Here is a 24909-nt window from a genome sequence, read left to right on the forward strand (position 1 = left end):
AGCGTAAGGCCGTGGCGGGCCTGCTGCGGGTCAGCGCGCGTTGACCAGGGCCGTGCCGGTCGCACGGTCGTGCATGCCGCGCCCGTCGGCATCGGTGAACAGCGCCGGGATGACGAACACCAGCAGCACCTGCCGGGCCAGCGCCCGCACGAACCCGACCGCCACCGGGGCGTCGATCCGCAGCACCCGCAGCTTCAGGAAGTACTGGCCGGGGGTGAACCCGAACAGCGTCACCGCGGCGACGCCGATCACGAACCACACCAGCAGCGGCACCGACGACGAGGCGAAACTGCGGGTGATCACGGCGGCGATGCCGACCGCGATGAACCAGTCGACGAACAGCGCGACCACCCGGCGCCAGGTCGGCGCCAGCGAGCCCGCGCCCTCGCGTGGCAGCCCGTAGAGCTCGCCGGGGTAGCCGGATGTTTCCGGGTCGCCCGGTTCCGCCGGATTGCCGGAGAGCCATGTGCCGGTGATACGCGCCATGGCTTCCAGGATAGTGGCCGGCTATCGCCCGCTCACGACCGCATTAGTGGAGGTCACGTCACCGCGCGGTCGGACGGATGGCAGGATTACGATGCAGGTCGCGCCCGGATGGCAGACATCACCCCGCCTCCGGCACGCGTAACACTGGCGAAACACAGCCTTGACTGTAGGGAAACACCGCGTCCTTAGCGTCAGGTCGCGACGAACCCATGCATCGTGACTGGCTGGGAACCGATCCGTAAGGAGAACAAGTGACGTTCAGCACGGCCGAAGAGGTCATCCAGTACATCAAGGAAGAGGACATCGAATACGTCGATATCCGCTTCTCCGACCTGCCCGGCGTCCAGCAGCACTTCTCGATCCCGGCCAAGGCGTTCACCGCCGACCTGGCCGAAGAGGGTCTGGCGTTCGACGGCTCCTCGGTGCGTGGCTTCCAGTCGATCGACGAGTCGGACATGCTCCTGCTGCCCGACTTCAGCACCGCTCGGATCGACCCGTTCCGTGCCGCGAAGACCCTGAACCTGAACTTCTTCGTGCACGACCCGTTCACCCGTGAGGCGTACTCCCGCGACCCGCGCAACATCGCGCGCAAGGCGGAGGAGTACCTGCGTTCGACCGGTATCGCCGACACCGCGTACTTCGGTGCCGAGGCCGAGTTCTACATCTTCGACGGCATCCGCTACGGCTCGGGCATGAACGGCTCGTTCTACGAGATCGAGTCGGTCTCGGGCTCGTGGAACACCGGCAAGGAGTTCAACCCGGACGGCAGCCGCAACCTGGGCTACAAGGTCCGCAACAAGGGTGGCTACTTCCCCGTCGCCCCGTACGACCACTACGTCGACCTGCGCGACAAGATCTCGACCAACCTGCAGAACGCGGGCTTCGAGCTCGAGCGCGGCCACCACGAGGTCGGCACCGCCGGTCAGGCCGAGATCAACTACAAGTTCGGCACCCTGCTGGGCGCTGCGGACGACCTGCAGCTGTTCAAGTACATCGTGAAGAACACCGCGTGGCAGGAAGGCAAGTCTGTCACCTTCATGCCGAAGCCCCTCTTCGGTGACAACGGCTCGGGCATGCACGTGCACCAGTCGCTGTGGAAGGACGGCAAGCCGCTGTTCCACGACGAGGCCGGCTACGGTGGGCTCTCGGATCTGGCGCGTCACTACATCGGCGGCATCCTGCACCACGCCCCGTCGCTGCTGGCGTTCACCAACCCGACCGTGAACTCCTACCACCGTCTGGTGCCGGGCTACGAAGCCCCCATCAACCTGGTGTACTCGCAGCGCAACCGCTCCGCCGCGGTCCGCATCCCGGTCACCGGCAACAACCCGAAGGCCAAGCGCATCGAGTTCCGCGCGCCGGACTCCTCGGGCAACCCGTACCTGGCCTTCGCCGCCATGATGATGGCCGGCCTGGACGGCATCAAGAACAAGATCGAGCCGCTGGCTCCGGTCGACAAGGACCTCTACGAGCTGCCGCCCGAGGAGGCCAAGAACATCCCGCAGGCCCCGACCAGCCTCGCGACGGTCATCGACCGCCTCGAGCAGGATCACGACTACCTCACCGAAGGCAACGTCTTCACCGAGGACCTGATCGAGACCTGGATCCAGCTCAAGCGCGACAACGAAATCGCGCCGGTCAACCTGCGTCCGCACCCGTACGAGTTCGAGCTCTACTACGACGTGTAAGCCTGACCTGCGGGAACGGGCCTGATCGGCCCGTTCCGTCCGCAGTGGGTACGCAGTAAACGGTGTCGAGTCCACCCGCTCCGTGATCACCCATGATCACGCGGCGGGTGGACTCGTCTGTACCGGGCCCGCGACGCCCGTGTGCCGCGTCTGCGTGGCCGCGAGCCTGCACGACCGCGATGGTCGCGCTGCCCGCACTCGGCGGCGAGGTCAGGCCGTGCTTACCGCGCTACGCGCCACCGAGCGACATGGACGTCACTGTGCGCGTCGAGCAACCGTCCGGCGCGGTCTGTCCCGCCAGACGTTCATCGATCCACCGCAGGACCGCGGGAGTCGCGCTGATCGCCAGACTGACGTGCTCGCTCAACAGGTCTCGCGTGTAGGTGATCGGCGCCCCCGCCGCGCACCACTGCGCCACCGCCTTGTCGGGTCCGGCGATGGTGACGATCTCGTCGTGCACGGCACTGTAGAGGAACAGCGGCGCCGTCGAGGCCACGGCGCTGAAGTCCAGCGCGTCCAACGACGGTCGTATCTCCTCGAGCAGGCGTGTGAACGGGATCGTCAGGTAGTCGTCCATGCGCACGAACGCGTGCTGAGCGACGTTGGCCGTCACGCATTTGCTGTCACCCGCTGCCAGCAGAGCGCGTCCGGCAGGCGTCAGATACTTGTCGAAAGCCGCCGCCAGACGCGGGTCGGCGCGCAGCATGCCCGGCAGGAGCGACGGCAGGAAGCCGGAGAACGGACCGGCGTCGAGCGTTCCCAGGTAGCTGCCGATGGGCGCTGTCCAACCACCCATGGCGACTCCGACCAGTTGTATTTCCGGAGCGTAGGTCGGCTGCACGTGCGCGGCCCAGCTGGTGCCGATCGACCCGCCGGAGTAGCCCATCGCGGCCACCGGGGTCTCGGTGCCGGGCAGGCCGAGCGGCGCGAAGCCCTGGGCGGCGCGCACTCCGTCGAGCGCGGCGTAACCCGGCTGTCTCGGGGTGAACAGCGTCCCCTTCGGCCCCTCCCAGTCGGGGATGGAAATCGCATGACCGGACGACAGCATCTGGTCGATCTGGATGAGGTCCAGCGAGGAGTCGTACTTGTCGGGCGCTCCCTGCCGGAGCACGAACGAGGGCGCGCACTGCGGGGCCGAGGCATCGGTGGCGGGCTGATAGGAGATCAAGCCTTTGACCTGTCCGGTCCGTGGCCGCAGCACCGTCGTCACGGTCGCCATGGGTCGGCCGTCGGTATCGGTCGACCGGTACAGCAACTGCCAGGCATCGGCGTCTTGTGCCTGGGGTTGCAGCGAGGCCACCTCGACGGGTCGCGAATGCAGGACGGTGCCTGGCGCCGCCGAGTCCCAGCCCGACGGCGGCGTGTAGAACGGATCGTTCTGCGGAGTTGTCAGCGGGTCCGCATGACCGATCGCTATCGAAGTGCCGGTCAAGCACAACACTGCCGAAACTGCGATCACCGCCGAGCGCAGGTGACGGCGTTGGACTGCCGAACCCCATGCACCACCGGGCGAAACGACACTGCCTGTCATTCGATCTTCCCTTCCGGGGGACCACAGCCCGCGAATCCCCCTGAAGGCAGTCAGGCTATCTCCCGAGATCGGGCTGGTAACCCGAACGACGAAGATCGCGTCGGGTTCGACGACCGTCGCGAAGCGCGGGAGAGCAGGCCGGCGGCAATACGCTGCGGCTGTGGAGTTTTCGGAGGTGCTTCGGGCCGCCGACCAGCCCTCGGCCCGTTCCAGCGGCGTCGGCGTGGGGCGAATGCTGTGGTGCGGGACGGGCGGTGGGGAAATCCCTGGGGGCGGTGCGTAGTCGGTGCGGGGCCCGACCCGGACTAGCGGGCGGCGAGCTTGGCGTGGATGGCCGCGACGAAGGCGGTGGGGTCGGGGTGGGGGCCGGGGCCGAGGTTGAGGTGGCTGTGGTCGGCCCAGGAACCGAGGGTGGTGGCGTCGGAGCGGTCCGGGGGCTGGAAGGCGGCGCGTTCGAGGGTGAAGATCCGGATGTCGTCGGAGTCGTCGGGGAGGACGACGGCGACGAAATGCGCCTCCACGGGGGCGGCCGGCGTCGGGAGCTGGACCAGCAGGAGCCGGAATCCGTCGCCGTCGAGGCGTCGGCCGGTGATGTCGTCGCAGGGGAGCCGGTCGGCGGGGGCCAGTCGCTCACCGACGCTGTCCCAGAGGTATTTCAGCTGTTCGGTGTAGCCGAACGGCGGTTCGTCGGTGACCATGCGCGCGCCGAGCCGCTGCGCTAGGTCGGGCAGGACCCGATGGGCGAATTGGTAATGATGGGTTCTCGGCTCAGCCACAGTGGGTCCCTCCCGTGACGAGCGAGAATTCCCCGCCCGTGCCGGAGAAACTACCCCTTCGCTCCGACACCTGCCCCGCGGGTCCGCGCGGTGCCCGATCTGCGAGCTTTCAGGCTCGGACGAACAGCCGCAACGATTCGTCGACGACGGCGGCGCGGGTCCGCCCGTCCGGATCGGCGTCCGGGCGCAGCCAGATCGAGGCGTGGTTCAGGATGCCGTGCAGGCAGTGCAGCGCGACCGGCGGGTCGGGGCAATCGAATTCGCCGGCGGCGATGCCCGCGTCGACGACCTCGCGGAAGAGCCGGTCGTGCCGCCTGCGCATGGTCTTGATCGCCTCGGTGTGCTCGGCGGGCCACGGCGCCGGGAACGAGAAGAGCTTGCCCACTTCGGGATACAGCACGGTGAGCACCCGCAGCTGCTCGTCGACGAGCGCGCGCAGCCGTTCGGCGGCCGACCGATCCGCCGCGCCGTCGAGGGCCGCGCCGAGATGGGTCAGCACATCGGAGGTCAGCTTCTCCAGCGCGGCGGAAACCAGCGCGTCCTTGCTCGGAAAGTAGTGGTAGAGGGTCGCTTTCGCGATGTCGGAGCGCTCGGCGACGTCCTCGAAGCGCATTCCCTGATAACCGCTGCTCGACAGGATCTGCAACGCGGCATCGATCATCTCCGCCTTGCGGCGGTCGCGGCGTCTGGCCGCGCGCCCGGCGGGCGCGACGCTCTCGTCCGCCATCGAAGTCATCGGCCGATCATATCGGGGCCGCCGGCGGGCGTGCCGGGGCAAGCCGCCGCTGTGAGGTCGACCACAAGGATGGTGAATCGACTAGCGAGATGAAAATTCGACCCTTAGGTTGAATTTTGTGACGGAGACGATCGCCCCCAGCTACTTCCAGCGCGTCGGCACGCACCGCTTCGTGCCCACCGTCCACGCGGGCGGCGCCTGGGACCTCGACGAACAGCACTTCAGCCCCCTCGGCGGCCTGATCGTCCACGAGATCCTGCGCACGCGGGCGCGCGAACAACGTCCCGCACTGACCCTGAGCCGGATCAGCTTCGACATCCTCGGCCGGATCGGCTTCGAGGAATTCGACATCGACGTTCGGATCGTCCGCCCCGGCCGCACCATCGAACTGGTGGAGGCCACGGTCACCATCGCCGGCCGCGCCGTCGTGAGCGCCCGCGCCTGGCTGCTCAGTGATCAGGACACCGACAGCGTCGCCGGCGGCGAGCCCGATCGGCTGCCCGCCCCGGACACGCTGTCCTCGTGGCCGCTCAGCTCGATCTGGCCCGGCGGCTATATCGCCACCCTCGACACCCGGCCCGTCGGGCATCCGCAACCCGGGCGAACCGGAGCCTGGATCCACTCGGCGGTGGAGCTGGTGGCCGGCGAGCCGAGCGAGCCGCCGGCGTCCTTCATCGCGCTGGTCGACACCGCGAACGGCATCGCGGTCCGGCAGGAACCCACCAAGTGGATGTTCCCCAACGTCGATCTGACGATCCACCTGTACCGGCAGCCCGAGGGCGAGTGGACCGGCCTCGACACCAGTGTCACCTTCGGCCACGCCGGCCAGGGTCTGACCAGCACTGTGCTGCACGACGTGCGCGGACCGGTGGGCGTGGCCCAGCAGATCCTCACCGTCCGCCCGCAACCGCTGCCCTGATCCGCGGCCCCCGGATCTCGGGGCTGGACGCGCGCGACGCGACCGGCGATAGTCCATCCGTGCAATGGGGTGCGATGGTGGCGCGGGTGGCCGCCGGTGTGGCGTTGATGCTTGGTATGGCGGCGCCGGTGTCGGCCGAACCGGTGAATGTGGCGTTCCAGTGGACGCAGGACTATCTGACCGCCCCCGACGGCACCCGCCTGCACGCCGACATCCTGCGTCCGCACGGCATCGCCGACGACGTGCGCACTCCGGTGCTGCTGACGGCCAGCCCCTATCGCGCGCACCTGGCCTACCTCACCCAGCCGCGCCCCGAGGGCGGCCCGTCGACCGACAACCTGCCGGTCGAGTGGGCGTTGAAGGCCGGCTACACCTACGTGATCGTGGATCTGCGCGGCTACGGCGGCTCCAACGGCTGCCCGGATTTCGGTGGCCCGGGGGAGCAGTCCGATGTCGCCGCCGCCGTCGAGTGGGCCGCGAGCAGGCCCTGGTCGACCGGCCGGGTCGGCGTGGTCGGCACGTCCTACGAGGGCTGGACCGGGATGCTCGCGTTGGCCGCGAAGCCGAAGGGTCTGGCCGCGGTGGCCGCGTTCGAGCCGGTCGTCGACCCGTACACCTACCTGTACATGCAGGGCGTCTCGTGGAAGTTCGGCGGAAAACCGTTGACCGAGGACGGACTTCGCCCCGCCGACCTCGCCGGCCCCGAACACCTCGCCATCGCCCACACCCCCGGCCGCTGGGACGACTCACCCGAATATCAGGCCAACGCCGTCGCGCTGACCAAGGAATGCACCGACAACTATCTGGCCCTCACCACCGACCACAACGGCGCCAACCCGGGCTGGCGCGACCGCGACATCGTCGAGGACCTGCGCGGCAACACCACCCCGCTGTTCCTCGGCCAGAGCTTCCTCGACTCCAACACCCGCGCCGATCGTGTCCTGGACGCCTGGCAGGCGATGGGTCCCGGTGAGCACCGGGCCTGGTTCGGCCAGTGGGGGCACTCCGACTGCCGCAGCCGCTGCGGCACACCGCATTTCACCGACGAACTGGCCGCGTTCCTGGACCGCCACGTTGCCGGTGCCGCCGTCGAGGTGCCGGGTCCACCGGTCACCGTCGGCCAGTTCGACGGCGGCTGGCGCGGGGAAAGCGTCTGGCCGCCGGTCGATTCCGAGCGTGTTTCCGTCGACCTGCGCACCGGCACCTACACCGATCGCGGCCTGCTCCCCGGCCCCGATCGCGAGATCTGGTCGATCTCGGCGCCCGTCACCGAAGCGCTGCACCTCGCGGGCCGGGCGACAGCGACCGTTCGGCTCTCCGGACCGCCGGAAGCGACGGTCGCGCTGGAGCTCTACGACATCGCCCCCGACGGCCGCGCTACTGTGCTGACCCGCGGCATCGCTCCGGTCCGCCCGGAGGCCGCGATCCGCCTGCTGTGGCAGGACGCCCGCCTGGCCACCGGCCACCGGCTCGGTATCCGGATCACCGACGTGGTCGACGACGTCTGGTCACACACCCCGGCCAACGCCGCGGTCACGGTGACCGGGGCCCGCCTCGAACTCCCGCTGCTCACCTCCGCGCGGGAGACGAATCTGCCCGGCGGCGTACCGATCTGGCACGCCCGGTGGCGGACCGAGGAGACGATCCAGCTCGACCAGGGTCTGCTGAACGACCCCGCGCGCGTCGTCGACCTGCGCAATCCTGTCCGTTGAGTCACCGAGCCCGTGGGGCCTCGTCTCCGAAGCCTCGGGCTGCCGAGCCGCAGAGTGGTGGGGGAGTTCGGCGTAGCCGTGGTCGTGGCCGCTGAGCGCAAGACCGCGGTACCCTCAGCGCCGCAACAAGGCGGCCGCGTCCCGGCAGAGTCGGTCGACGATCGCGGCCGCGGGCTCGATGTGGGTGATCAACCCGACGCCCTGTCCCGCGTCGACCGGCGCGATGGTCGCGTCGTCGACGGCGATGGCCGCGCGCAGCAGGTCCGCGTCCGGCCGGGTCTCGTCGAGTTCCGGGCGTGACCACGGATCGGTGAAGTCGTTGCGCAGCACCCGCGCCGGATAGATCGGCGGCCACGGCAGGTCGAGCGTCTCGTCGAAGGCCGTGGTCACCACCGTGTGGGTGGAATCGGCCGCGAGCATCGCGCGGCGCGCGTTCTCGGGCAGCAGGGATTCCTCCGCCGCGGCCAGGCACGTTCCCAACCAGGCCCCGGCCGCGCCCGCCGCCAGCACCGCGGCCAGGGTGCGCCCGGAACCGATCCCGCCCGCCGCCAGCACGGGCACGGTCGCGATGTCGAGGACGGCGTCGAGCAGCGGCAGCAGCCCGAGCCGGTCGGCACCGTGCCCGCCGCCCTCACACCCCCGCGCGACCAGCACGTCGATCCCGGCATCCTGTGCGCGATGCGCCCCCGGCACGTCGTAGACCTGGGTGATCGCGACAATCCCCGCGTCTTGTACCACCGGCACCCAGGAGAAGTCGGTACCGAAACTGATCGACAGGGCACGGGGTCCGGCGGCGATCGCGGCGTCGAGCAGTCCGGCTTCGCGCTGCCGCACCCAGTCGACCAGCCCGATCCCGAACGCCGCGTCGCCGGTGAGCGCGAGCTCACGCTCCAGCGCGGCCACCGATCCGGCGCTGCCCATTCCGATCATGCCGAGCCCGCCCGCCGCGGTCACCGCCGCCGCGAGCCGTCCGCCCGCCGCCCCGCCCATCGGCGCGTTCACCACCGGCACGCGCAGGCCGAGCGAACGCGACCACGATGTCGCCAGGATGTCGAGCTCCGGTGTGGTGGTCATGGGCGCAACCCCTCTCGTCGTGGCTGGGCTCACCCATCATGCCAAGAGCGCCCGACGCTCCCGGGCACGGCGTTCGCGAACCGCCGGGCAACGCATCGTCCGGCGCGTATGTTCGACAGCAGTGCCGCGACGACCGACGGGGGTTCGGATGACGATCAGGGACCGGCTCGAGCAGGCGGTCACGACGCCGCCGATGATCTTCGGCGACCCGGTGCCGACCGCCGACGGCGCGACCGTGATCACCGTCGCCCGCGGCGGCGGATTCGGCCGAGCCGCCCGTCCGGTCGGCGTGTTCGTCATCCACGACGGCCGCGCTCGCTGGACGCCCGCGGTCGACACCAACCGGATCGCTCAGCTCGGCGAATGGATCGGCCTGCTCACGGGCGTTATCGCGGCGCTGACCCTGCTGCGCCGGCCGCCGTGGCCCGACCTGGGCCGCCGCTGAGCCCGTACAGGGCCAGCGTTTCGAAGTGCTGCCAGGCGGTCGCCGGCGCGACCGGATCGTTCGGCTCTATCACGGCGCCGAGGAACCCGACCAGTCCCCACGACAGGAAGGCGACGGTGTCGCGGGGCAGTTCCTCGACCAGTTCGCCGATCAGGTCGGCCACGCACCGTTGGTAGGCGTGCAGCACCGTCGTGGTCGCCTTCGGCCCGATCAACGGTCGGTAGACCTCCGGATACCGCGCGGCGAGGGCGAACATCACCCGCAGCGGTGCGAGCGGTGAGCCCGGCACGGTGGTGCGGGCGATCTCGCGGCGCAGATACTCGGTGCAACTGACCAGCAGCAGGTCGTCCTTGTCGCGATAGTGCGCGTAGAAGGTGGAGCGCCCGACATCGGCGCGCTCGATGACGTCGCTGACCGTCACCCGGTCGTAGCCGCGCTCGATCATCAGCTCGATCAGCGCGCGGTGCAGGTTGTCCCTGGTCCGGCGGACCCGGCGATCGGTGTGCTCGGCCATCGTTCCTCCACGGGACGGATTCCGCGGATCTGTCCGGAAACGGACAGATCCGGCGATTCTGATCCTGGTCGCCGCCGTGGCCGCGTCCGACCATGGACCCATGTCAAGAAACCAGCTTCTCACCCCCATGTTCGTCGAGGACAGCGACACCGGCATCGTCATCGCGGGCCTGCGCCGGTACAACCTGTTCACCACGGTGTTCTTCCTCGGCAGGCAGCGTCGCCTGCTGGCCGAGTTCGTCGCGGCGGCCGGTATCGCGCCGGGGCAGCGCACGCTCGATATCGGCTGCGGGCCGGGCAAACTCGTGCGCGCCTCGGGTGCGGTGACCGGCGCGTCCGGTGCGGCGGTCGGGGTCGACCCCTCGGCGATCGCCGTCGCCGACAATCGGCAGCGCGATCGCGCGGCGCAGCACCGCTACGAACAGGCGCCCGCCCAGGACCTCCCCTTCGCCGACAGCGAATTCGACGTCGTCACCTGCACTTTCGTCATGCACCACATCCCCGCGCAGCACCGCGCGGCCGCGATCACCGAGATGTGGCGGGTCCTGCGCCCCGGCGGCCGGTTGCTGCTGGCCGACGCCTCGCTCACCCCGCGGGCGCGCCGGATTCTCGCCCCGTTCTTCGGCGGCGGCAACCCCTTCGCCGATGCCGACATCCGCCACTACACCGACCAGCTGGGAACGGCCGGTTTCACCGAGCTCGAGTACACGCAGAGCAAGTACCAGACCGGCATCCTCACCGCCAGGAAGCCGCGCTGATTGTCGGTGGCCTCGGCTAGGGTCGATCTCGTCACGATCCGAATCGAGCACGGGGGTGCGATATGGAGTTCGATCAGCGGGAATCCGAGGCGCGGGCGTTCGCCCTCGAGTCCCACGGCGACCAGCGCTACGGCGAGCATCCGTATATCACCCACCTCGCGGCGGTGCGGGCCGTCCTCGACGACTTCGGCTACGACGGCGCGGTCGGTACCGCCGCCTGGTTGCACGACGTCATCGAGGACACCCCGGTCACCGCCGAGGAGGTCGAATCTCGTTTCGGTCGTGAGGTTCTCGATTTGGTCTGGGCCGTCACCGGCATCGGCCCCGACCGCAAGGCCCGAAACCTGAACGCCTACGCCAAGATCGCCGCCCACCCGCCGGCGGTGATCCTCAAACTCGCCGACCGCACCGCCAACGCCGAGGCCAGCCCGCCCGACAGCAGCTGGATGGGCATGTATCGCACCGAACACCCCACCTTCAAAGCCCACCTGGGCGAACTGCTCACCGACGACCCGACGGTGGCCCGCATGTGGGAACGCCTCGAACGCCGACTCGACCTGTCGGTAGCCGCCCCGACCGACCAGTGGGCCGAGATCGACCGGCTGGTCGCGGCGGGGGAGCACGCCGAAGCCATCGCGGCAGTGCAGGCGGCGTTCGACTGCAACCCCGGTGAAGCGGAACTCATTCTCGCCGAACGTTCTTGAGGTCGCTGCGCCGGCTGGTGGCCCTGCGATGCCGGTGGCGGACATCCAGCTGCTGTGGTCGATGCCGCCACCGGTCGCCCGATGTCCTCGCGGCCCGATCCGGATGACAGATCAGCCCGCCGACGCCGCGTCGCGGAGCCGCGTCGCGACCGCTGCGGCGAGATTCTCGTCCAGCTGTTCGTGGCCGGTGGTGCCCCCACCGCCCGGTCCACCGTCATCGGCGACGACGCGACGGGCCGAGAGGTGGACCGCGTCGACGCCGATGCGACGCAGTGCGGGGATATCGGCCACCGTGATGCCGCCACCGGCCATGATCTGGAGTCGGCCCGCCGCCTGGTCGACCATGGCGGCGAGCTCGTGGAGACCGGCGGCGCAACACGTCGCGCCGCCGGAGCTGAGGACTCTGGTCATGCCCGCCGCGATCAGGCGGTCGATCGCCGCCGACCGGTCACCGATCTGGTCGATGGCCCGATGGAAGGTGAGCTCGATGCTGTCGACCGGAACGCCGTCGAGGATGCGTTCCAGCGCGTCGAGGTCGACCCGGTGCGCGGGCGTGAGCGCCCCGACGACGAGCCCGGCCGCCCCGGCCGACACCGCCGCCTTCGCATCGGCGTTCATCACCGCGATCTCCTCGGCCTCGGAATACACGAACCCGCCCGCCCGACAGCGGATCAGCGCGTGCACCGGAATCCCGGTGGACACGACCGCCTCGATCATCCCGATGCTCGGCGTCAGCCCACCGGTACTACCCAGCGCCGCGCACAATTCCACCCGATCCGCGCCGACCCGGCGGGCGCCGACCGCACCCGCCACGTCCTGCACCGCGAACTCGAGCGCGGTCATCTCAGAACGACTGCCAGGCAGGTTTGTTCGCCAGCGCGTACTTGTAGTAGTCGGCCAGCTTCAGCTTGCTCGCGGCGGCCTCGTCGATCACCACGGTGACGTGCCGGTGCCACTGCATGACCGAGGCCGGGCAGAAGGCGGACAGCGGCCCCTCCGCGGCGGCGGCGATGGCGTCGGCCTTGCCCGCGCCGAGCGCGATCATCACCAGGTGCCCGGCTTCGCCGATCGTGCCGAGACCCTGGGTGAGGACATGGTGCGGCACGTCGTCGGGCCCGTCGAAGAAGCGGGCGTTGTCCTTGCGGGTCTGTTCGGTGAGCGTCTTCACCCGGGTGCGCGAGGTGAGCGCCGAGCCGGGTTCGTTGAAGCCGATGTGCCCGTCGGTGCCGATGCCGAGCAATTGCACGTCGACCCCGCCCGCCGCGGCGATGGCGGCGTCGTAGCGCCTGCCCTCGCCCGCGATGTCCCCCGCCTCGCCGTTCGGGCTGAGTACCCGCGCCGGATCGAGATTCACGTGATCGACGAATTCGGCACGGATCACCGAGAAGTACGACTGCGGATGCTCTTTCGGCAGTCCGACGTACTCGTCGAGCAGGAAGGCGCTCGCCGTCGAGAAGTCGAGTTCGCCCTCGCGATACCGTCGCGCCAGCTCCTGATAGCTGCCCAGCGGCGACGACCCGGTGGCCAGGCCGAGGATCGCGTTGCCGCGCTCCACATAGCCGCCGACGATATCGGCGACCGTCGTGGCCACCTCGTGCTCGTCCGCCCGGATGACGATTTCCATCAGGTTCCTTCCGTTCCGGCGACGTACACCCGCCGCGGCTGCAATGACTGATCGGTGACGAGAAGATCGGCGCGCATGCCGACGGCGAGGACGCCCCGGTCGTGCAGACCGAGCACCCTGGCAGGCGTGCGAGTGGCGGCGGTGACGGCGACGACCAGCGGAATCCGCGCCTCCCGCACCGTCCAGCGCAGCACATCGAGCAACCGCGCGGTCCCGCCCGCGATCGCGCCCGGCGTCCCGTCCGCCGTGGCGAGCCGGGCGACGCCGTCGCGCACGCGCACATCCAGCGCCCCCAGCTGATAGTCACCGTCGCCGAGCCCGGCCGCCGCCATCGCGTCGGAGACCAGCGCGATCTGCTCGGGCCCGACCGTGTCGAACACCATCGCCACGGTCTCGGGCGCCAGATGCACGCCGTCGGCGATCAATTCGAGCACCATCTCGCCCCGACCGGCGGCGGCCAGGCAGGCGGCGACCGGGCCGGGGGAGCGGTGGTGCAGGGGCGGCATGCCGTTGAACAGGTGCGTCGCGGTGATCGGTCCACCGGTCGCGTCCGCGATCCGCGCCGCCGTCGTCGCGGCGTCGGCGTCGGTGTGTCCGAGACTGGGCAGCACATCGTTGCGGCGCATGGCCGCGAGTAGTTCCGCGAAGTGCGCGGTCTCCGGCGCCAGCGTCATCGATCGGACGGTGCCGCGCGACGCCGCATAGATCCGCTCGAACAACGTGGGATCACCGGGAATGATCGCCGCGGGATCCTGTGCGCCACAACGACATGCGTTGAGGAACGGCCCCTCCAGGTGAATCCCGAGCAGTACGCCGTCATCCACGAGATCGGCGAGCAGCTCCGCCTGCCGAAGCAACACCTCCGGCTGCGCGGACACCAAACTCCCGAGCAACCCGGTCGTCCCCTGACCGCGGTGATTCGCCGCCGCGACCCGCGCACCCTTCGTATCGGCGTTGGGGAATCCGAATCCGCCACCACCATGGCAGTGCACGTCGATCAGGCCCGGCAGCACCAGCTCGTCACCCGCCGAGGGAAGTTGCCCCGCCGCAGGATGATCCGCAGCCCCACCCACCCAGGTGATCCGGCCGTCCGCGAATTCGACCACCCCGTCGGCGATCTCACCGCCGGGCGTCCCGACAAGCCGTCCCCGCACGACACCTCGTGCGCTCACCGCGCCGCCCACCGGCTGTGGTCGGTTGCTCGCGTCGGCCACCGGCCGTGGTCGGCTGCCCGCACCGGCTGTTGCCTGAGGCCGGTTGGTCGCTGCGCGGTGGCAACGAAGGGGCCCACAAAATGGCCCCGCACACACCCATCGTGCGACGGCCCGACCACCGGCCGGACCGCCCACACCGTCCTCCGATTCATGCCCGCCCGACGATCGCCGCGACCGCCTCGCGCGCCACCTGCGGATTCCGGGCCGCGCACGCGGCATCGGCGGCGTCGCGGCAGGTCTCGATATCCACCGCCGACAACGCCGCCCGCACCCCGGGCAACGCGGGCACCGACATCGACAGGCTCGTCACCCCGAGCCCGACCAGCACCGGCGCCAGCGTCGGATCCGACGCCGCCTCGCCACACACGCCGACCGACTTCCCGGCGGCCGTCCCCGCCGCGCCGACCATCGCGATCAGATCGAGCACCGCGGGCTGCCACGGATCGAGCAGATGGGCGAGCCCACCCGCCATCCGATCGACCGCGCAGGTGTACTGGCTGAGATCGTTGGTCCCGATGCTGACGAAGTCCAGATGCGCCAGCAGATCGGCCGCCCGCAGCGCCGCCGCCGGAATCTCGATCATCGCGCCGACCTTGCGCAGCCCCGATTCCCTGGCGAGCGCGGCGAATCCGGCGGCCTCGTCGGCGGTGGCGACCATCGGCGCCATCACCCACAGGTCCGCTCCGGTGGCCTCGCCCGCCCTGGCCAGTGCGGTGAGCTGGGTGGCCAGGGTGTCGGGGAACACCGTCCCGATCCGCAGCCCGCGCACACCCAGCGCGGGGTTCTCCTCGGTCCCCAGATCGAGGAACGGCAGCGGCTTGTCCGAGCCCGCGTCGAGCGTGCGGACCACGACCTTGCGACCGGCGAACGCTTCGAGAACCGTGGTGTAGGAGGCGATCTGCTCGTCCAGGCTCGGCGCCGTCGCCTTGCCGAGATACATGAACTCGGTACGGAACAGCCCGACGCCTTCGCTGTCGACGGGGCCCGCCTTCTCGGCGTCGTCGACGGTCCCGATGTTCACCAGCAGCTGCACCGGCGTCCCGTCGGCGGTATGCCCCGGCCCGCTGGCCGCCGCCAGCCGCGCCGCGTCGGCCGCCGCCTGCTCGATCGCGGCCTGCTGCCGCAGCGGACTCGGATCGATCACGACATCCCCGGTGCTGCCGTCGAGCAGGACCGGCGCGTCCTCGATCAGCCGGTCGGTGTCGGGACAGTTCACCACCGCGGGCAGCCCCAGCGACTTCGCGAGAATCGCGGTGTGACTGGTCGGCCCGCCCTCGGTGGTCAGCAGCCCGACCACCTCGCTGTCACCGAGCATCGCGGTATCGGCGGGCGCGAGATCCCGGGCGACCAGGACGAACGGATGGCCGGGCTCCGGAATGCCCGGCATCGGTTCCCCGAGCAGCACCGCGACGGTGCGCCCGCCGATATCGCGCAGGTCGGTCGCGCGCTCGGCCATGTACCCGCCGAGCGCCTCGAGCTTGGCGCAGAAACCCTCGAACGCCAGGTGCACCGCGTGCGCCGTCGGCATCCCGTCGGTCAGCTGCTTCTCGGTGGCGGCGACGATGCCAGGGTCGCGGGCCATCGTCGCCGACATCGACAAGATCTCCGCCGCGACGCCGGTCACCCGACCGGCCCTGGCCTGCATCTCGTCGGCCACACCGCCGAGCGCCGCCTTGACCCGGACCATCTCGTCCTCGACCGAGCCGCCGACCGGATCCTGCGCCGAGGTCGCCAGCTGCGAACCGAACCGCAGCCACGGCGCGCACACCACGCCGGGGCTCACGCCGAGGCCGCGGATCACCTGTTCGCCCATCAGGCGGCGTCCAGATCCGAGGCCACCAGCGCGGCCAGGCTGTCGAGCACCGCGTCGTCGTCGGCGTGCAGGGTCACCTCGGCGCCGTGGCCGGCGCCCAGGGTCATGACGGCGAGCACGCTGGCCGCGTCGACCGGTTCGCCCGCTCCCAGCGAGATCCGCACCGGTACTCCGGTGGCCTGCACGGCCTGGGTGAATTTCGCTGCGGGCCGGGCATGGAGCCCCACCTGGGATCCGACGACGACTGTGCGGGTGGTCATGTCCTCACTCACCTTCCAATTTCTTGTCCAGCTTCGATTCGACTTCGGCGACCAACGGCGCGTCGGTGCGAGTATCTCCGGTCGCCTCCAGCGCCGCCTCGGCTTCGGCCGTGGCGACATCGGGCGCGCCCACCTCGACATCGGTCTCGGCTTCGCGGCCGGGCGTGCGCAGGTTCCACTTCTTGATCACGAAGCTGAACAGCACGTAGTAGATCACCGCGTAGCCCAAGCCGATCGGGATCAGCAGCCACGCGTCGGTCGCCTTGCCGAAGTTCAGCAGATAGTCGATCGCGCCCGCCGAGAACGTGAATCCGTCGTGGATGCCCAGCGCGTTCACCAGCGCCATCGAGGTGCCGGTCAGGATCGCGTGCACCACATACAGCGGCCACGCCACGAACATGAACGAGAACTCCAGCGGCTCGGTGATGCCGGTGACGAACGCGGTCAGACCGGTCGAGAGCATGATGCCGCCGACCAGCTTCTTCTGCGACGGGCGCGCGTTGTGCCAGATCGCCAGCGCGGCGGCGGGCAGCGCGAACATCATGATCGGGAAGAAGCCGGTCATGAAGGTGCCCGCGGTCGGGTCGCCGGCGAAGAACCGGTTGAGGTCGCCGCGCACGAGCTGGCCGGAGGCGTCGGTGTAATCGCCGACGAGGAACCACACGGTCGAGTTCAGGATGTGGTGCAGGCCGGTCGGGATGAGCAGCCGGTTGGCCGCACCGTAGATGCCGCCACCGATGACGGTGTTGTCGGCGACCGTCTCGCCCACCCAGGTGAGCGCGGAGTTGAACGCCGGGTAGAGGAACGACATGCCGACACCGACGACCAGACCGGTGATCGCGGTCAGAATCGGCACCAGCCGCCGACCGTTGAAGAAGCCCAGGAAATCCGGCAGTTTCGTGCGGTAGAACCGCTGCCACAGGATCGCCGAGAGCAGACCCATCACGATGCCGCCGAGGACGCCGTAGTTGATCAGCGCCTGCGCGCCCTTCGGATCGGTCTTGCCCTCCAGCACGATCGGGGACATCGCCTCGAACACGCCGTTGATCACCATGTAGCCGACCACCGCGGCCAGCGCCGTCGATCCGTCGGCCTTCTTGGCCCAGCCGATCGCGATGCCGACGGCGAAGATCAGTGGCAGCCAGGTGAACACGGCTTGACCGGCCGCCGAGATGACCGACGCGGTGCTCTCCAGCGCGGAGAACCGGCCGAGGAGATCGGCCTGGCCGAGGCGCAGCAGGATGCCCGCCGCGGGGAGCACCGCGATCGGCAGCATGAGGCTGCGACCCAGGCGCTGCAAACCCGCGAACACCTTCGATTCTTGCTTGGGGCTGTCGGTAACGGCAGTCATGTCGACCTTCTTCGTGCCGGGTTTCCGGCGGTCTCGGCGAGCCGAACGGACTTGGGAGTCGGTCCGGGTTAACTGTTGTGAACCGGTGACCCTGACGGGTACTGTCCGGTCATAACCAGTTGTAAGTTTGACCAGGTGGCTGTCGGATGTCAACCGCGAAATATGACGTGGCGCACATTCGAGGCTCCCATACTGGAACCGGCAACCACCGCGGAAAGGGAGAACACATGTCCAAAGCGGAAGCGATCGTCAAGGGTCTGGGTGGCGCGGACAACATCGTCGAGATCGAGGCCTGCATCACCCGGTTGCGCACCGAGGTGAAGGACGGCAGCAAGGTCGACGAAGCCGCCCTCAAGGCCGCGGGCGCGCACGGCGTCCTCAAGGCCGGCTCGGTCGTGCAGGTCGTCGTCGGCCCCGAAGCCGACACCCTCGCCGAGGACATCGAGGACATCCTGTGAGCATGCCCGTCCTCGCTCCGCTCGCGGGCAAGGTCGTCTCCTTGGCCGACGTCCCCGACCCGGTCTTCGCCGGTCAGATCGTCGGTTCGGGCGTGGCCATCGATCCCGACCGCACCCGCGGCACCCTCACGGTCACCGCCCCCATCGCGGGCAAGATCCTCAAACTCCACCCGCACGCCTTCGTCATCCTGGGCAGCGGCGTCGGCGTCCTCGTCCACCTGGGCATCGACACGGTGAAGCTGAAGGGCGAAGGCTTCGGCCTGCTGGCCGCCGAAGGCGACGAGGTCGAGGCAGGCGCCCCGATCGTCACCTTCGACCCCACCGAGATCGCCGCCACCGGCAATTCCCCGATCTGCCCGGTCGTCGTGATGGACTCCCCGAAGGATTCGATCGTCAGCGACGCCATCGGCGCCGACGTCGATCCCGGTGTCCTGCTGTTCGATTCGCCGTAGCGGGGTCGGCTGACGCGCGGCGACTCGGCCGGACCCGCCCGCGCGTCAGCTGGTCTCGCAGCCGATCCCATCGTTGTCGGTGTCGAGCCCGTACTCGTCCGGCCCGATCACCCGAACCCGGCCCGTGTACGCGGGACCGTTCCCGTTGCCGCCCTCGCAGTCGACATCGGCGGCGAACGGCACGCACGGGTCGTACGACGGATGGCAGTCCCCGCCAGGTGGTGGCGGCGGGCCGGAATGAACCACGAACCGCCCGGCCACGTACTTCGCTACAGCGGGCCGATCGGTCCGTGACACAGCCAGGGAGGATCGACGTGGCCGCAACGGAGCAGACCAGTGAGCAGTTCGCCGACCGGCTGTTCGGCGCGGCACTCGGCGCCGTCGACATCCTCGCGGTGCACCTCGGCGACCGGCTCGGCTGGTATCGGGCACTGGCCGAGCACGGTCCCGCCGACGCCGTCGAACTGACCGCGCGCGCCGGCGGCGACCTGCGCTACGCCAGGGAATGGCTCGAGCAGCAGGCCGCGACCGGTGTGCTGACCGTCGACGGCGACGGCCGCTTCACCCTCCCCGCCGGTCCCGCCGAAGTCCTCACCGATCCCAGCAGCCTGAACTACCTCGCGCCGCTGGCCAGAATGCTGGCCGGTGCCGCGGTCCAGCTGCCCGGCCTGATCCGCGCCTACCGCGAGGGCGGGGGCGTCGGCTGGTCCGAATACGGCGTGGACATGCGCGAATCGCAGTCCGACATGAACCGCCCATGGTTCGAGCACCGTCTCGCCATCGACCTGGCCGGCGTGCCGGATGTGCACGCGAGACTCGCAGGCCAGGACGCCCGCGTCGCCGATGTGGGCTCCGGCGGCGGCTGGTCGTCCATCGCGCTGGCCCGCGCCTACCCGGAACTGCGGGTCGACGGCTACGACATCGACGAACCCTCGGTCGTGATGGCCCGCGACAATGCCGCCGGCCTCGGCGACCGCGTCCGCTTCCACCACGGCGACGCCGCGACCGACCTGCCCGAAGCCACGTTCGACGCGGTGTTCGCCTTCGAATGCCTGCACGACATGCCCCACCCCGTCGAGATCCTCACCGCGATGCGCAAGGCCCTGCGGCCCGGCGGCGTCGTGATCGTCATGGACGAAGCCGTCGACGCGGAATTCACCGCACCGGCCGGCGATGTCGACCGCCTGATGTACGGCTTCAGCCTGCTGATCTGCCTGCCCGACGGCATGGCCCACCCCGGTTCGGCGGGCACCGGCACCGTCCTGCGCACCGCGAAACTGGCCGAGTACGCCGAGCGGGCGGGCTTCGCCGCCGTCGACGTCCTCCCGATCGAGGACTTCGGGTTCTGGCGCTTCTACCGGCTGACCGTCTGACGCACCGGCTCGTCCTGCACCGTCCACTGCGCGGCCAGCGCGTCGAAATACCGCTGGCTGCTCCACAATCGGTAGTTGCCGATCACATACACCCGCCGCCGCGCCCGCGACACCGCCGCATTGAGCACATTCGGATTCATCGCCGCCCAGCGCCGCGACCCACCCGCGGCGGGCGAGGTCCCGAGAATCAGCACGACCACCTCGGCCGAATTCCCGTGCATCGCATGGACGGTTCCCACCTGATGCGCGGCGAACTCCGGCCCGAGCACCTCCTGCGCGACCTCCCGCGCCCCGCGCGCGACATCCCGGAACGGGCTGACCACTCGGATATCGCCGGGCGACACCCCGTCCTCGGTCAGCTGGGCGAGCAACTCGGCCAGCGCCTCGCCCTCCCCGGGAATCCAATTCCCTTCCGCCCGGGCCGATCGCACATCGATCCACCGATCCTGCCCGGGGAACTCCGGCCGTTCCGGCGTCCCGAAGATCAGCAGATCCTCGTCGTAGGCGATCCGATGCGTCAGCTCGAAGATCGGCAGATCACTGCGCCGATGCACCCGCAACGGTGCCCCGACCCACACCGGTTCGGCGGCGTCGGCGGGCGTCAGCCACGTTCCGAACCGCACCCCGCGATCGGCCGCCCGCCGCGCCGACGCCAGATCCGGCATCCACTCCGCGTCGAGCCCGAGCTGCCGCACCAGCGCCTCCTGCGCCGAGGTCGGCAATGTCTCCATCGGCCCCAGCTGACGATGATCACCCACGATCACCGCCCGCCGCGCCCGCCACAGCCCTCCGGCCACCGACTGCGGCGCGGCTTGCCCGGCATCATCGACGAACAACCAGCCCAGCGCCTCCCGCCCGAGCCCCTCGAACAACCGCGGCGCGGCCGTGAACGTCGTGACCACCAGCGGCACCGCCAAGAACAGCGTCTGCCAGGCGGCGGCGACGGTTTCCGGCTTCGGCGCCTCGGCCAGCTCACCCCGGATCAGCGCGATCGCGACGATCAGGTTGTCGCGCACCCGCGGCGCCGCGTCGAGCAGGAACGCCCGATGCAGCCGCAACGCCGACAGGAACAGCTCACGCCGCGCCGTCGCGTACTGCTCGTCGGCCCACGGATTGCACAGCTGGAACCGTTCGTCGTCCCCGGCGGCATCGCCGAACGGGATGGTGTCGGCCCAGTTCTCCCGCGCTCGCTCGATGATCTCCAGCGCCGCCTCGCGTCGCGCGGTCAGCTCCCGATGCGCCCGGATGAGCGCGCGCCCGTGCTCGGCCGCCTCCGCCCACTGCGCCCGCGTGTACTCGACCTCGGTCTGCCGCCGTCGCATCTCCGATTCGGCGATATGCCGTTCACGCAGCAGCTCGTTGCTGCGGGCACTCCAGCGCCGACCCGCGCTGAACCCGGTCGACGCCGACGCCGCGAACCCCGGCTTCTGCCCACCGTGCTCAGCGAGCAACTTGCCGACCCGATGCTGGGTGGCCTGCGCCGCCCGCAGATGCTCGGTGGCCAGCTGGTGCCGCTCTCGCCAATGCGCGTGCGCGGTATCGGCATTGGCGATCTCCGCCGCGATCGAGCGCAGCCGCTCGTGCATGTCGGGCAGCTCGGCCACCGCGTCGGCGACGTCCTGCCGTTCCTGGGCGAGCCTGCGCACCTCGGCGCGCCGATTGGCGAAATCCAGCACCGCCGTCGACCAGTCCGGGATCGAATCCGGGTCGGCCTCGGCCTGTTTGAGAAGGTCGAGCATGCCGCCGGCCGTCGACCCGGAGAAGTGCTCGGTGGCGAACCGGTCGCCGAACCAGAACCGCTCGCCGAAGCTCCGCCGCTGGTCGCCGAGCGCCGCGGCGACCAGACCCCACGCGGGTTCGTCGCCGACGAGATCGGCCAGCTCGGTGAAATGGTCGAACTCGCGATCGATGGCGTCGCGGCGCTGGATCTCGGTGACGACGTCGGCCGCGGCTTCCTCGCTGCCCGTCGTCAGCACCACCTCGAACCCGGTGACATTCGACGCCAGCCGATGCGCGCCGACCGTGTAGTTCTTCGCGACCTGCACCTGCTCGGTGATCCCGGTGAACACGTCGAGCGGATTGTCGAACGAGGCCAGCTGCGCCGCCCGCTCCACCACGATCGCCGCCAGCAGATCGCGCAGCATCGTCGTCGTGCCGGTCCCCGGCGCGCCGTGCACCGCGAAAATCCCCGCACTGTCACGCAATCCGGCCAGCGCCTGATCGACCGCGAACTGCTGTCCCGACACCAGCGGATCACCCGGCCAGCGGCCGTCCGGAACCAGATGTGGGAGCAGCCCTTCGACCACCACGTCCTGGCGCTCGCGGACATCGATGCGTTCATCGACGGGCAGCGTCTCGGTGGCCGCGAGATAGTCCTGCAGCGCGGCACCGACATCGCCGCGCTCGACGGCCGCCGCCAGCGTGGCGAGGTCCGCGCGCAAACCGCTGTTCAGCCGATCCTCGCCGGGGACACTGTCGCGCGCCGCCACCTGCACACACGCGACGCGCACGCCACCCGCGCGCAATTCCGACCGAATCCCCAGCGCCCCACACAGTTCGCCGGTGAACGTCTGTAGATCCCGCCCGGTGAGCCGCGGCGCCTCGGCCGGTTCCTCCGGGTCCCGGGGTAACAGTCGCTCGGCGAAGGCCAGCGCCGACATGCCGGCGAGCCCGGGGGAGATGACCCCGTCCGCGCCCGCCGCGATCAGCGAAGCCCCGACACCACGACCGACCACGTCCAGCGCCCGCCACCGGGGCGAGTGCTGGACCTGTCCGGGATCGGCGGCCGCGGCTTCGCGGGTCAACGTATCGAAGGCCGCCGTGAACGCGGCCGAATCATGCTCGAACCCCTCGGCCCAGCCACTGTCCGCCGGACCGGGCGACCGCAACCGATTCACCGCCCAGGCCAGCCCCGACAGGCTCGCCGAACCACCGACGACCACCCCGTCCTCGGTCAGTGTCACCGCGAAAGCGGCAGTGGTACCGGCACGCCGGGCATCGGCTTCGAGCCGGTCCTCCCCGAACGCCCGAACCAGCGCCTCCCGCGCCCGCCCGATTCCGAACAGTCCGCCGTACACCACGAACTGCCACACTCGCCCCGCCTTCAGCGGCGGAAGCGCGGCCAGGTCTTCCCACGGCGCGAGATCGTCGGCCGCCGGCTCGACCACGAGTCCGTCCTCGGGCAGCGCCCCGACCTCGGGAACCCGCTGCGGACCGAACAACTCCACGGTCTGCCAGAAACGTACGAGCCGCGCGGCGTGCTCGGATCCGCCCACGATGCACCCCATTCCGTCGGCCATCATGACAACCCCGATCACGGTACGCGATCGCGATTCCCCGAGCACGGCACCCCGATGGTCTCGCCGCGCGTGGCGAGACCATCGGCGCAGGTCCTACAGTCGCGGCAGGCAGCCGGCGGCCCGCAGCCGCGCCGCCAGCGACGAGTTCACCAGCGCGCTCGACCCACCGCCGCCGCCCAGCGCGACGAGCACGTCACCACCCAGCCCGGCACCGACCGAGCACCCGAGCACCGACACGTCGATGTAGATGTTCTCCTTCTGCTCCGGCTCCGCGGCGGCCGAGCCCGCCCCCACGACTGTGGCGGCCGCAACAGCCAGACCGACCGCTACCGCCTTGACGATTCGCACAATGTCCTCCTGAAAAGCGCTGATCAGCGCGATGATCGGAATCGGTCCTGGCAGCTCCCGGACCGACCGACAGGGTTGACCGATCTTTCGCCGAGGAAACGTCCGCCCCCGAAATTCCATTGCCACCTCTTCCGCACCTACCGCACGCTGACCGGATGAACGACCTCGACAGCACCGCCGACCGCTTCGCAGTGGGCGAGTTCTACCCCGAGGATCTGCCGATGGCCGCTGCCGAAGCACTGGCCCAGGGCCACGACACTCCCGCGCTGGTGGAACCCGCCTGCCTGCACCGGACCGAGACCCGCGACGCGCCTGCCCTGTTCCGGACCGCGCCGGCAGAGCTGGGGCTCGTCGCGAACACCGAGGCGGCATGGTCCGCACGCGATGTCGATGTACGGGTGCGTCGGACCGAGAACCCTCAGCGCAGCACCATCTCCGCCACAGCCTTGGGCGCGGCCAGCCACTCCCTCACGTTGTTGCGCACCTCGGTACTGCGCCGGCAATCGCAAGAGGCGACCACCCCGTCGGCCTCGATCCCCGCCGCCCGGCACAACGCCACCGCCCGCGGCAGATGCTGATACTGACTCACGATGATCGCCCGCTCGATCCCGAACATCGAGCGCGCCCGCTCACACGTCTCCCGCGTCGACAGTCCCTCCCCATCGGTCCTCACGATTGCCGGATCGATCCCGTGCTCGAGCAGATACCGCCTCATCGAGGCGATCTCGTCCCCGGAGCTCCCACCCGCGTCCCCTGACAACAGGATCTCCCCGGCCTTGCCCGCCGCCACCAACTCGATCGCGACATCCAACCGCCCCCGGAGATAAGCCATCGGCGTCCCGTCCTCCGCGACCTTGGCCCCGGGCACGATCACCACCGGCGCCCCCACTGCCCCGCCCACGTCACTGCGATGCCCGGACGACAAGGCCCACATCGCCGCATTCGCGCCGACCGTGACGAGGACCAATCCGCCGGTCACCACCAGCCCGACGCCGACCACCCGTCGCAACCCCCGCCGCTTTCCCACCACGTCGACCCTCCCTTATGTCGTTGTGGCGCCACCGTACCGCCGGTGTGCGACGCGAATGCGGAGCTCCGCAGCGACCGGATGTCGCGAAACATCCCCTGACTAGGGAATTTGACATCGCATTTGTCGGCACGTAAATTAATTCAAGTCAGAGCGACACGGACACCGACCCGGTACCGAGTACCAGGGAAACGAGGTTGGACGATGAGCGCCGACAACAAGTAGGACAGCTCACCTGCCCGGATTTGCGTCCGGGCACTTGCGTGCGCTAAGTTTGAACCCTGCCTCGCTGAAGCCCCCGATGAAATGTTGCGGGTGGATGCTTGTGCGTGTGTTCTTTGAGAACTC

General features: G+C 69.9%; 25 protein-coding genes. 9 read left to right on the plus strand and 16 right to left on the minus strand.

Translation table 11 applies throughout. The features are described 5' to 3' along the window. Positions 1-30: 30 nt before the first annotated feature. Positions 31-486: an RDD family protein gene (locus V8688_RS12890; protein ID WP_218721835.1), complete on the minus strand. Its 456-nt coding sequence runs from the start codon at positions 484-486 to the stop codon at positions 31-33. A gap of 251 nt (positions 487-737) precedes the next feature. On the opposite strand from V8688_RS12890, the gene glnA reads away from it, so the two are divergent. Further along, positions 738-2174, plus strand: coding sequence for a type I glutamate--ammonia ligase (glnA, locus tag V8688_RS12895; RefSeq protein WP_218721833.1), 1437 nt, complete (start codon positions 738-740; stop codon positions 2172-2174). A gap of 229 nt (positions 2175-2403) precedes the next feature. Here the strand turns inward: glnA and V8688_RS12900 are convergent, their stop codons facing one another. The 3 genes from V8688_RS12900 to V8688_RS12910 form a co-directional block, all read right to left on the minus strand. Next, positions 2404-3615, minus strand: a complete 1212-nt coding sequence (locus tag V8688_RS12900; RefSeq protein ID WP_342800871.1) for a lipase family protein — start codon at positions 3613-3615, stop codon at positions 2404-2406. A 395-nt stretch (positions 3616-4010) separates the two neighbouring features. Further along, entirely contained in the window at positions 4011-4481 is a 471-nt protein-coding gene (locus V8688_RS12905; protein WP_342800872.1) for a hypothetical protein, read from the minus strand. A gap of 109 nt (positions 4482-4590) precedes the next feature. Beyond that, entirely contained in the window at positions 4591-5217 is a 627-nt protein-coding gene (locus V8688_RS12910; protein WP_316574015.1) for a TetR/AcrR family transcriptional regulator, read from the minus strand. Between the two features lie 118 nt (positions 5218-5335). Between V8688_RS12910 and V8688_RS12915 the strand changes: the two genes are divergently transcribed. Together V8688_RS12915 and V8688_RS12920 are read left to right on the plus strand one after the other, a co-directional pair. Next, positions 5336-6136 (plus strand): thioesterase family protein, encoded by an 801-nt coding sequence (locus V8688_RS12915; RefSeq protein ID WP_316574016.1) that lies wholly within the window; start codon positions 5336-5338, stop codon positions 6134-6136. A gap of 59 nt (positions 6137-6195) precedes the next feature. Further along, positions 6196-7848 (plus strand): CocE/NonD family hydrolase, encoded by a 1653-nt coding sequence (locus V8688_RS12920; protein WP_342800873.1) that lies wholly within the window; start codon positions 6196-6198, stop codon positions 7846-7848. Between the two features lie 114 nt (positions 7849-7962). Here V8688_RS12920 and V8688_RS12925 read toward each other — a convergent pair whose 3' ends face one another. Then, complete coding sequence (locus tag V8688_RS12925) at positions 7963-8898, minus strand: nitronate monooxygenase (RefSeq protein WP_316574035.1); 936 nt, start codon at positions 8896-8898, stop codon at positions 7963-7965. Positions 8899-9070: 172 nt separating this feature from the next. On the opposite strand from V8688_RS12925, the gene V8688_RS12930 reads away from it, so the two are divergent. Next, on the plus strand, positions 9071-9367 hold the full coding sequence (locus V8688_RS12930) for a hypothetical protein (RefSeq protein WP_342800874.1): 297 nt from the start codon (positions 9071-9073) through the stop codon (positions 9365-9367). Here V8688_RS12930 and V8688_RS12935 read toward each other — a convergent pair. Next, entirely contained in the window at positions 9309-9881 is a 573-nt protein-coding gene (locus V8688_RS12935) for a helix-turn-helix domain-containing protein (RefSeq protein WP_342800875.1), read from the minus strand. The genes V8688_RS12930 and V8688_RS12935 overlap by 59 nt on opposite strands. 100 nt (positions 9882-9981) lie before the next feature. Here V8688_RS12935 and V8688_RS12940 point away from each other — a divergent pair, with 100 nt between their 5' ends. After that, positions 9982-10638, plus strand: a complete 657-nt coding sequence (locus tag V8688_RS12940; RefSeq protein WP_255588699.1) for a methyltransferase domain-containing protein — start codon at positions 9982-9984, stop codon at positions 10636-10638. Between the two features lie 62 nt (positions 10639-10700). Continuing rightward, complete coding sequence (locus V8688_RS12945) at positions 10701-11342, plus strand: HD domain-containing protein (RefSeq protein WP_218721821.1); 642 nt, start codon at positions 10701-10703, stop codon at positions 11340-11342. A gap of 111 nt (positions 11343-11453) precedes the next feature. Here the strand turns inward: V8688_RS12945 and V8688_RS12950 are convergent, their stop codons facing one another. The 6 genes from V8688_RS12950 to V8688_RS12975 form a co-directional block, all read right to left on the minus strand. Continuing rightward, on the minus strand, positions 11454-12185 hold the full coding sequence (locus V8688_RS12950) for a copper homeostasis protein CutC (RefSeq protein WP_218721820.1): 732 nt from the start codon (positions 12183-12185) through the stop codon (positions 11454-11456). 1 nt (position 12186) lies between these two features. Then, complete coding sequence (gene nagB / locus V8688_RS12955) at positions 12187-12966, minus strand: glucosamine-6-phosphate deaminase (protein ID WP_342800876.1); 780 nt, start codon at positions 12964-12966, stop codon at positions 12187-12189. Next, positions 12966-14120, minus strand: coding sequence for an amidohydrolase family protein (locus V8688_RS12960; protein ID WP_342800877.1), 1155 nt, complete (start codon positions 14118-14120; stop codon positions 12966-12968). The genes nagB and V8688_RS12960 overlap by 1 nt, the downstream gene beginning before the upstream one ends. A gap of 208 nt (positions 14121-14328) precedes the next feature. Further along, positions 14329-15993 carry a phosphoenolpyruvate--protein phosphotransferase gene (gene ptsP, locus V8688_RS12965; RefSeq protein WP_218721814.1) on the minus strand — a complete coding sequence of 555 codons (1665 nt, stop codon included), beginning with the start codon at positions 15991-15993 and terminating at the stop codon, positions 14329-14331. After that, complete coding sequence (locus tag V8688_RS12970) at positions 15993-16253, minus strand: HPr family phosphocarrier protein (RefSeq protein WP_218721813.1); 261 nt, start codon at positions 16251-16253, stop codon at positions 15993-15995. The genes ptsP and V8688_RS12970 overlap by 1 nt, the downstream gene beginning before the upstream one ends. 4 nt (positions 16254-16257) lie before the next feature. Beyond that, positions 16258-17604, minus strand: coding sequence for a PTS transporter subunit EIIC (locus tag V8688_RS12975; RefSeq protein ID WP_218721811.1), 1347 nt, complete (start codon positions 17602-17604; stop codon positions 16258-16260). 227 nt (positions 17605-17831) lie between these two features. Between V8688_RS12975 and V8688_RS12980 the strand changes: the two genes are divergently transcribed. Next, the gene (locus V8688_RS12980) at positions 17832-18062 is read left to right on the plus strand and encodes a PTS glucose/sucrose transporter subunit IIB (RefSeq protein WP_218721810.1); all 231 of its coding nucleotides are present in this window, start codon (positions 17832-17834) and stop codon (positions 18060-18062) included. Continuing rightward, a complete protein-coding gene (locus V8688_RS12985) occupies positions 18059-18514 on the plus strand; it encodes a PTS glucose transporter subunit IIA (protein ID WP_342800878.1) in 456 nt (151 codons plus the stop codon). The genes V8688_RS12980 and V8688_RS12985 overlap by 4 nt, the downstream gene beginning before the upstream one ends. 45 nt (positions 18515-18559) lie before the next feature. Here V8688_RS12985 and V8688_RS12990 read toward each other — a convergent pair whose 3' ends face one another. Further along, on the minus strand, positions 18560-18697 hold the full coding sequence (locus V8688_RS12990; RefSeq protein ID WP_342800879.1) for a hypothetical protein: 138 nt from the start codon (positions 18695-18697) through the stop codon (positions 18560-18562). A gap of 131 nt (positions 18698-18828) precedes the next feature. On the opposite strand from V8688_RS12990, the gene V8688_RS12995 reads away from it, so the two are divergent. Further along, on the plus strand, positions 18829-19887 hold the full coding sequence (locus tag V8688_RS12995; RefSeq protein WP_218721804.1) for a class I SAM-dependent methyltransferase: 1059 nt from the start codon (positions 18829-18831) through the stop codon (positions 19885-19887). Here V8688_RS12995 and V8688_RS13000 read toward each other — a convergent pair. The 3 genes from V8688_RS13000 to V8688_RS13010 all read right to left on the minus strand — a co-directional run bounded on the left by V8688_RS13000 (position 19869) and on the right by V8688_RS13010 (position 24564). Continuing rightward, positions 19869-23186, minus strand: coding sequence for an AAA domain-containing protein (locus V8688_RS13000; protein ID WP_342800880.1), 3318 nt, complete (start codon positions 23184-23186; stop codon positions 19869-19871). The genes V8688_RS12995 and V8688_RS13000 overlap by 19 nt on opposite strands. 93 nt (positions 23187-23279) lie before the next feature. Then, the gene (locus V8688_RS13005; protein ID WP_316574024.1) at positions 23280-23534 is read right to left on the minus strand and encodes a hypothetical protein; all 255 of its coding nucleotides are present in this window, start codon (positions 23532-23534) and stop codon (positions 23280-23282) included. Between the two features lie 418 nt (positions 23535-23952). After that, positions 23953-24564, minus strand: a complete 612-nt coding sequence (locus V8688_RS13010; RefSeq protein ID WP_342800881.1) for an ElyC/SanA/YdcF family protein — start codon at positions 24562-24564, stop codon at positions 23953-23955. Positions 24565-24909: the final 345 nt, after the last annotated feature.

Origin of the sequence: Nocardia sp. No.11 (assembly GCF_038752175.1) — a bacterium.
Lineage (GTDB): Bacteria > Actinomycetota > Actinomycetes > Mycobacteriales > Mycobacteriaceae > Nocardia > Nocardia canadensis.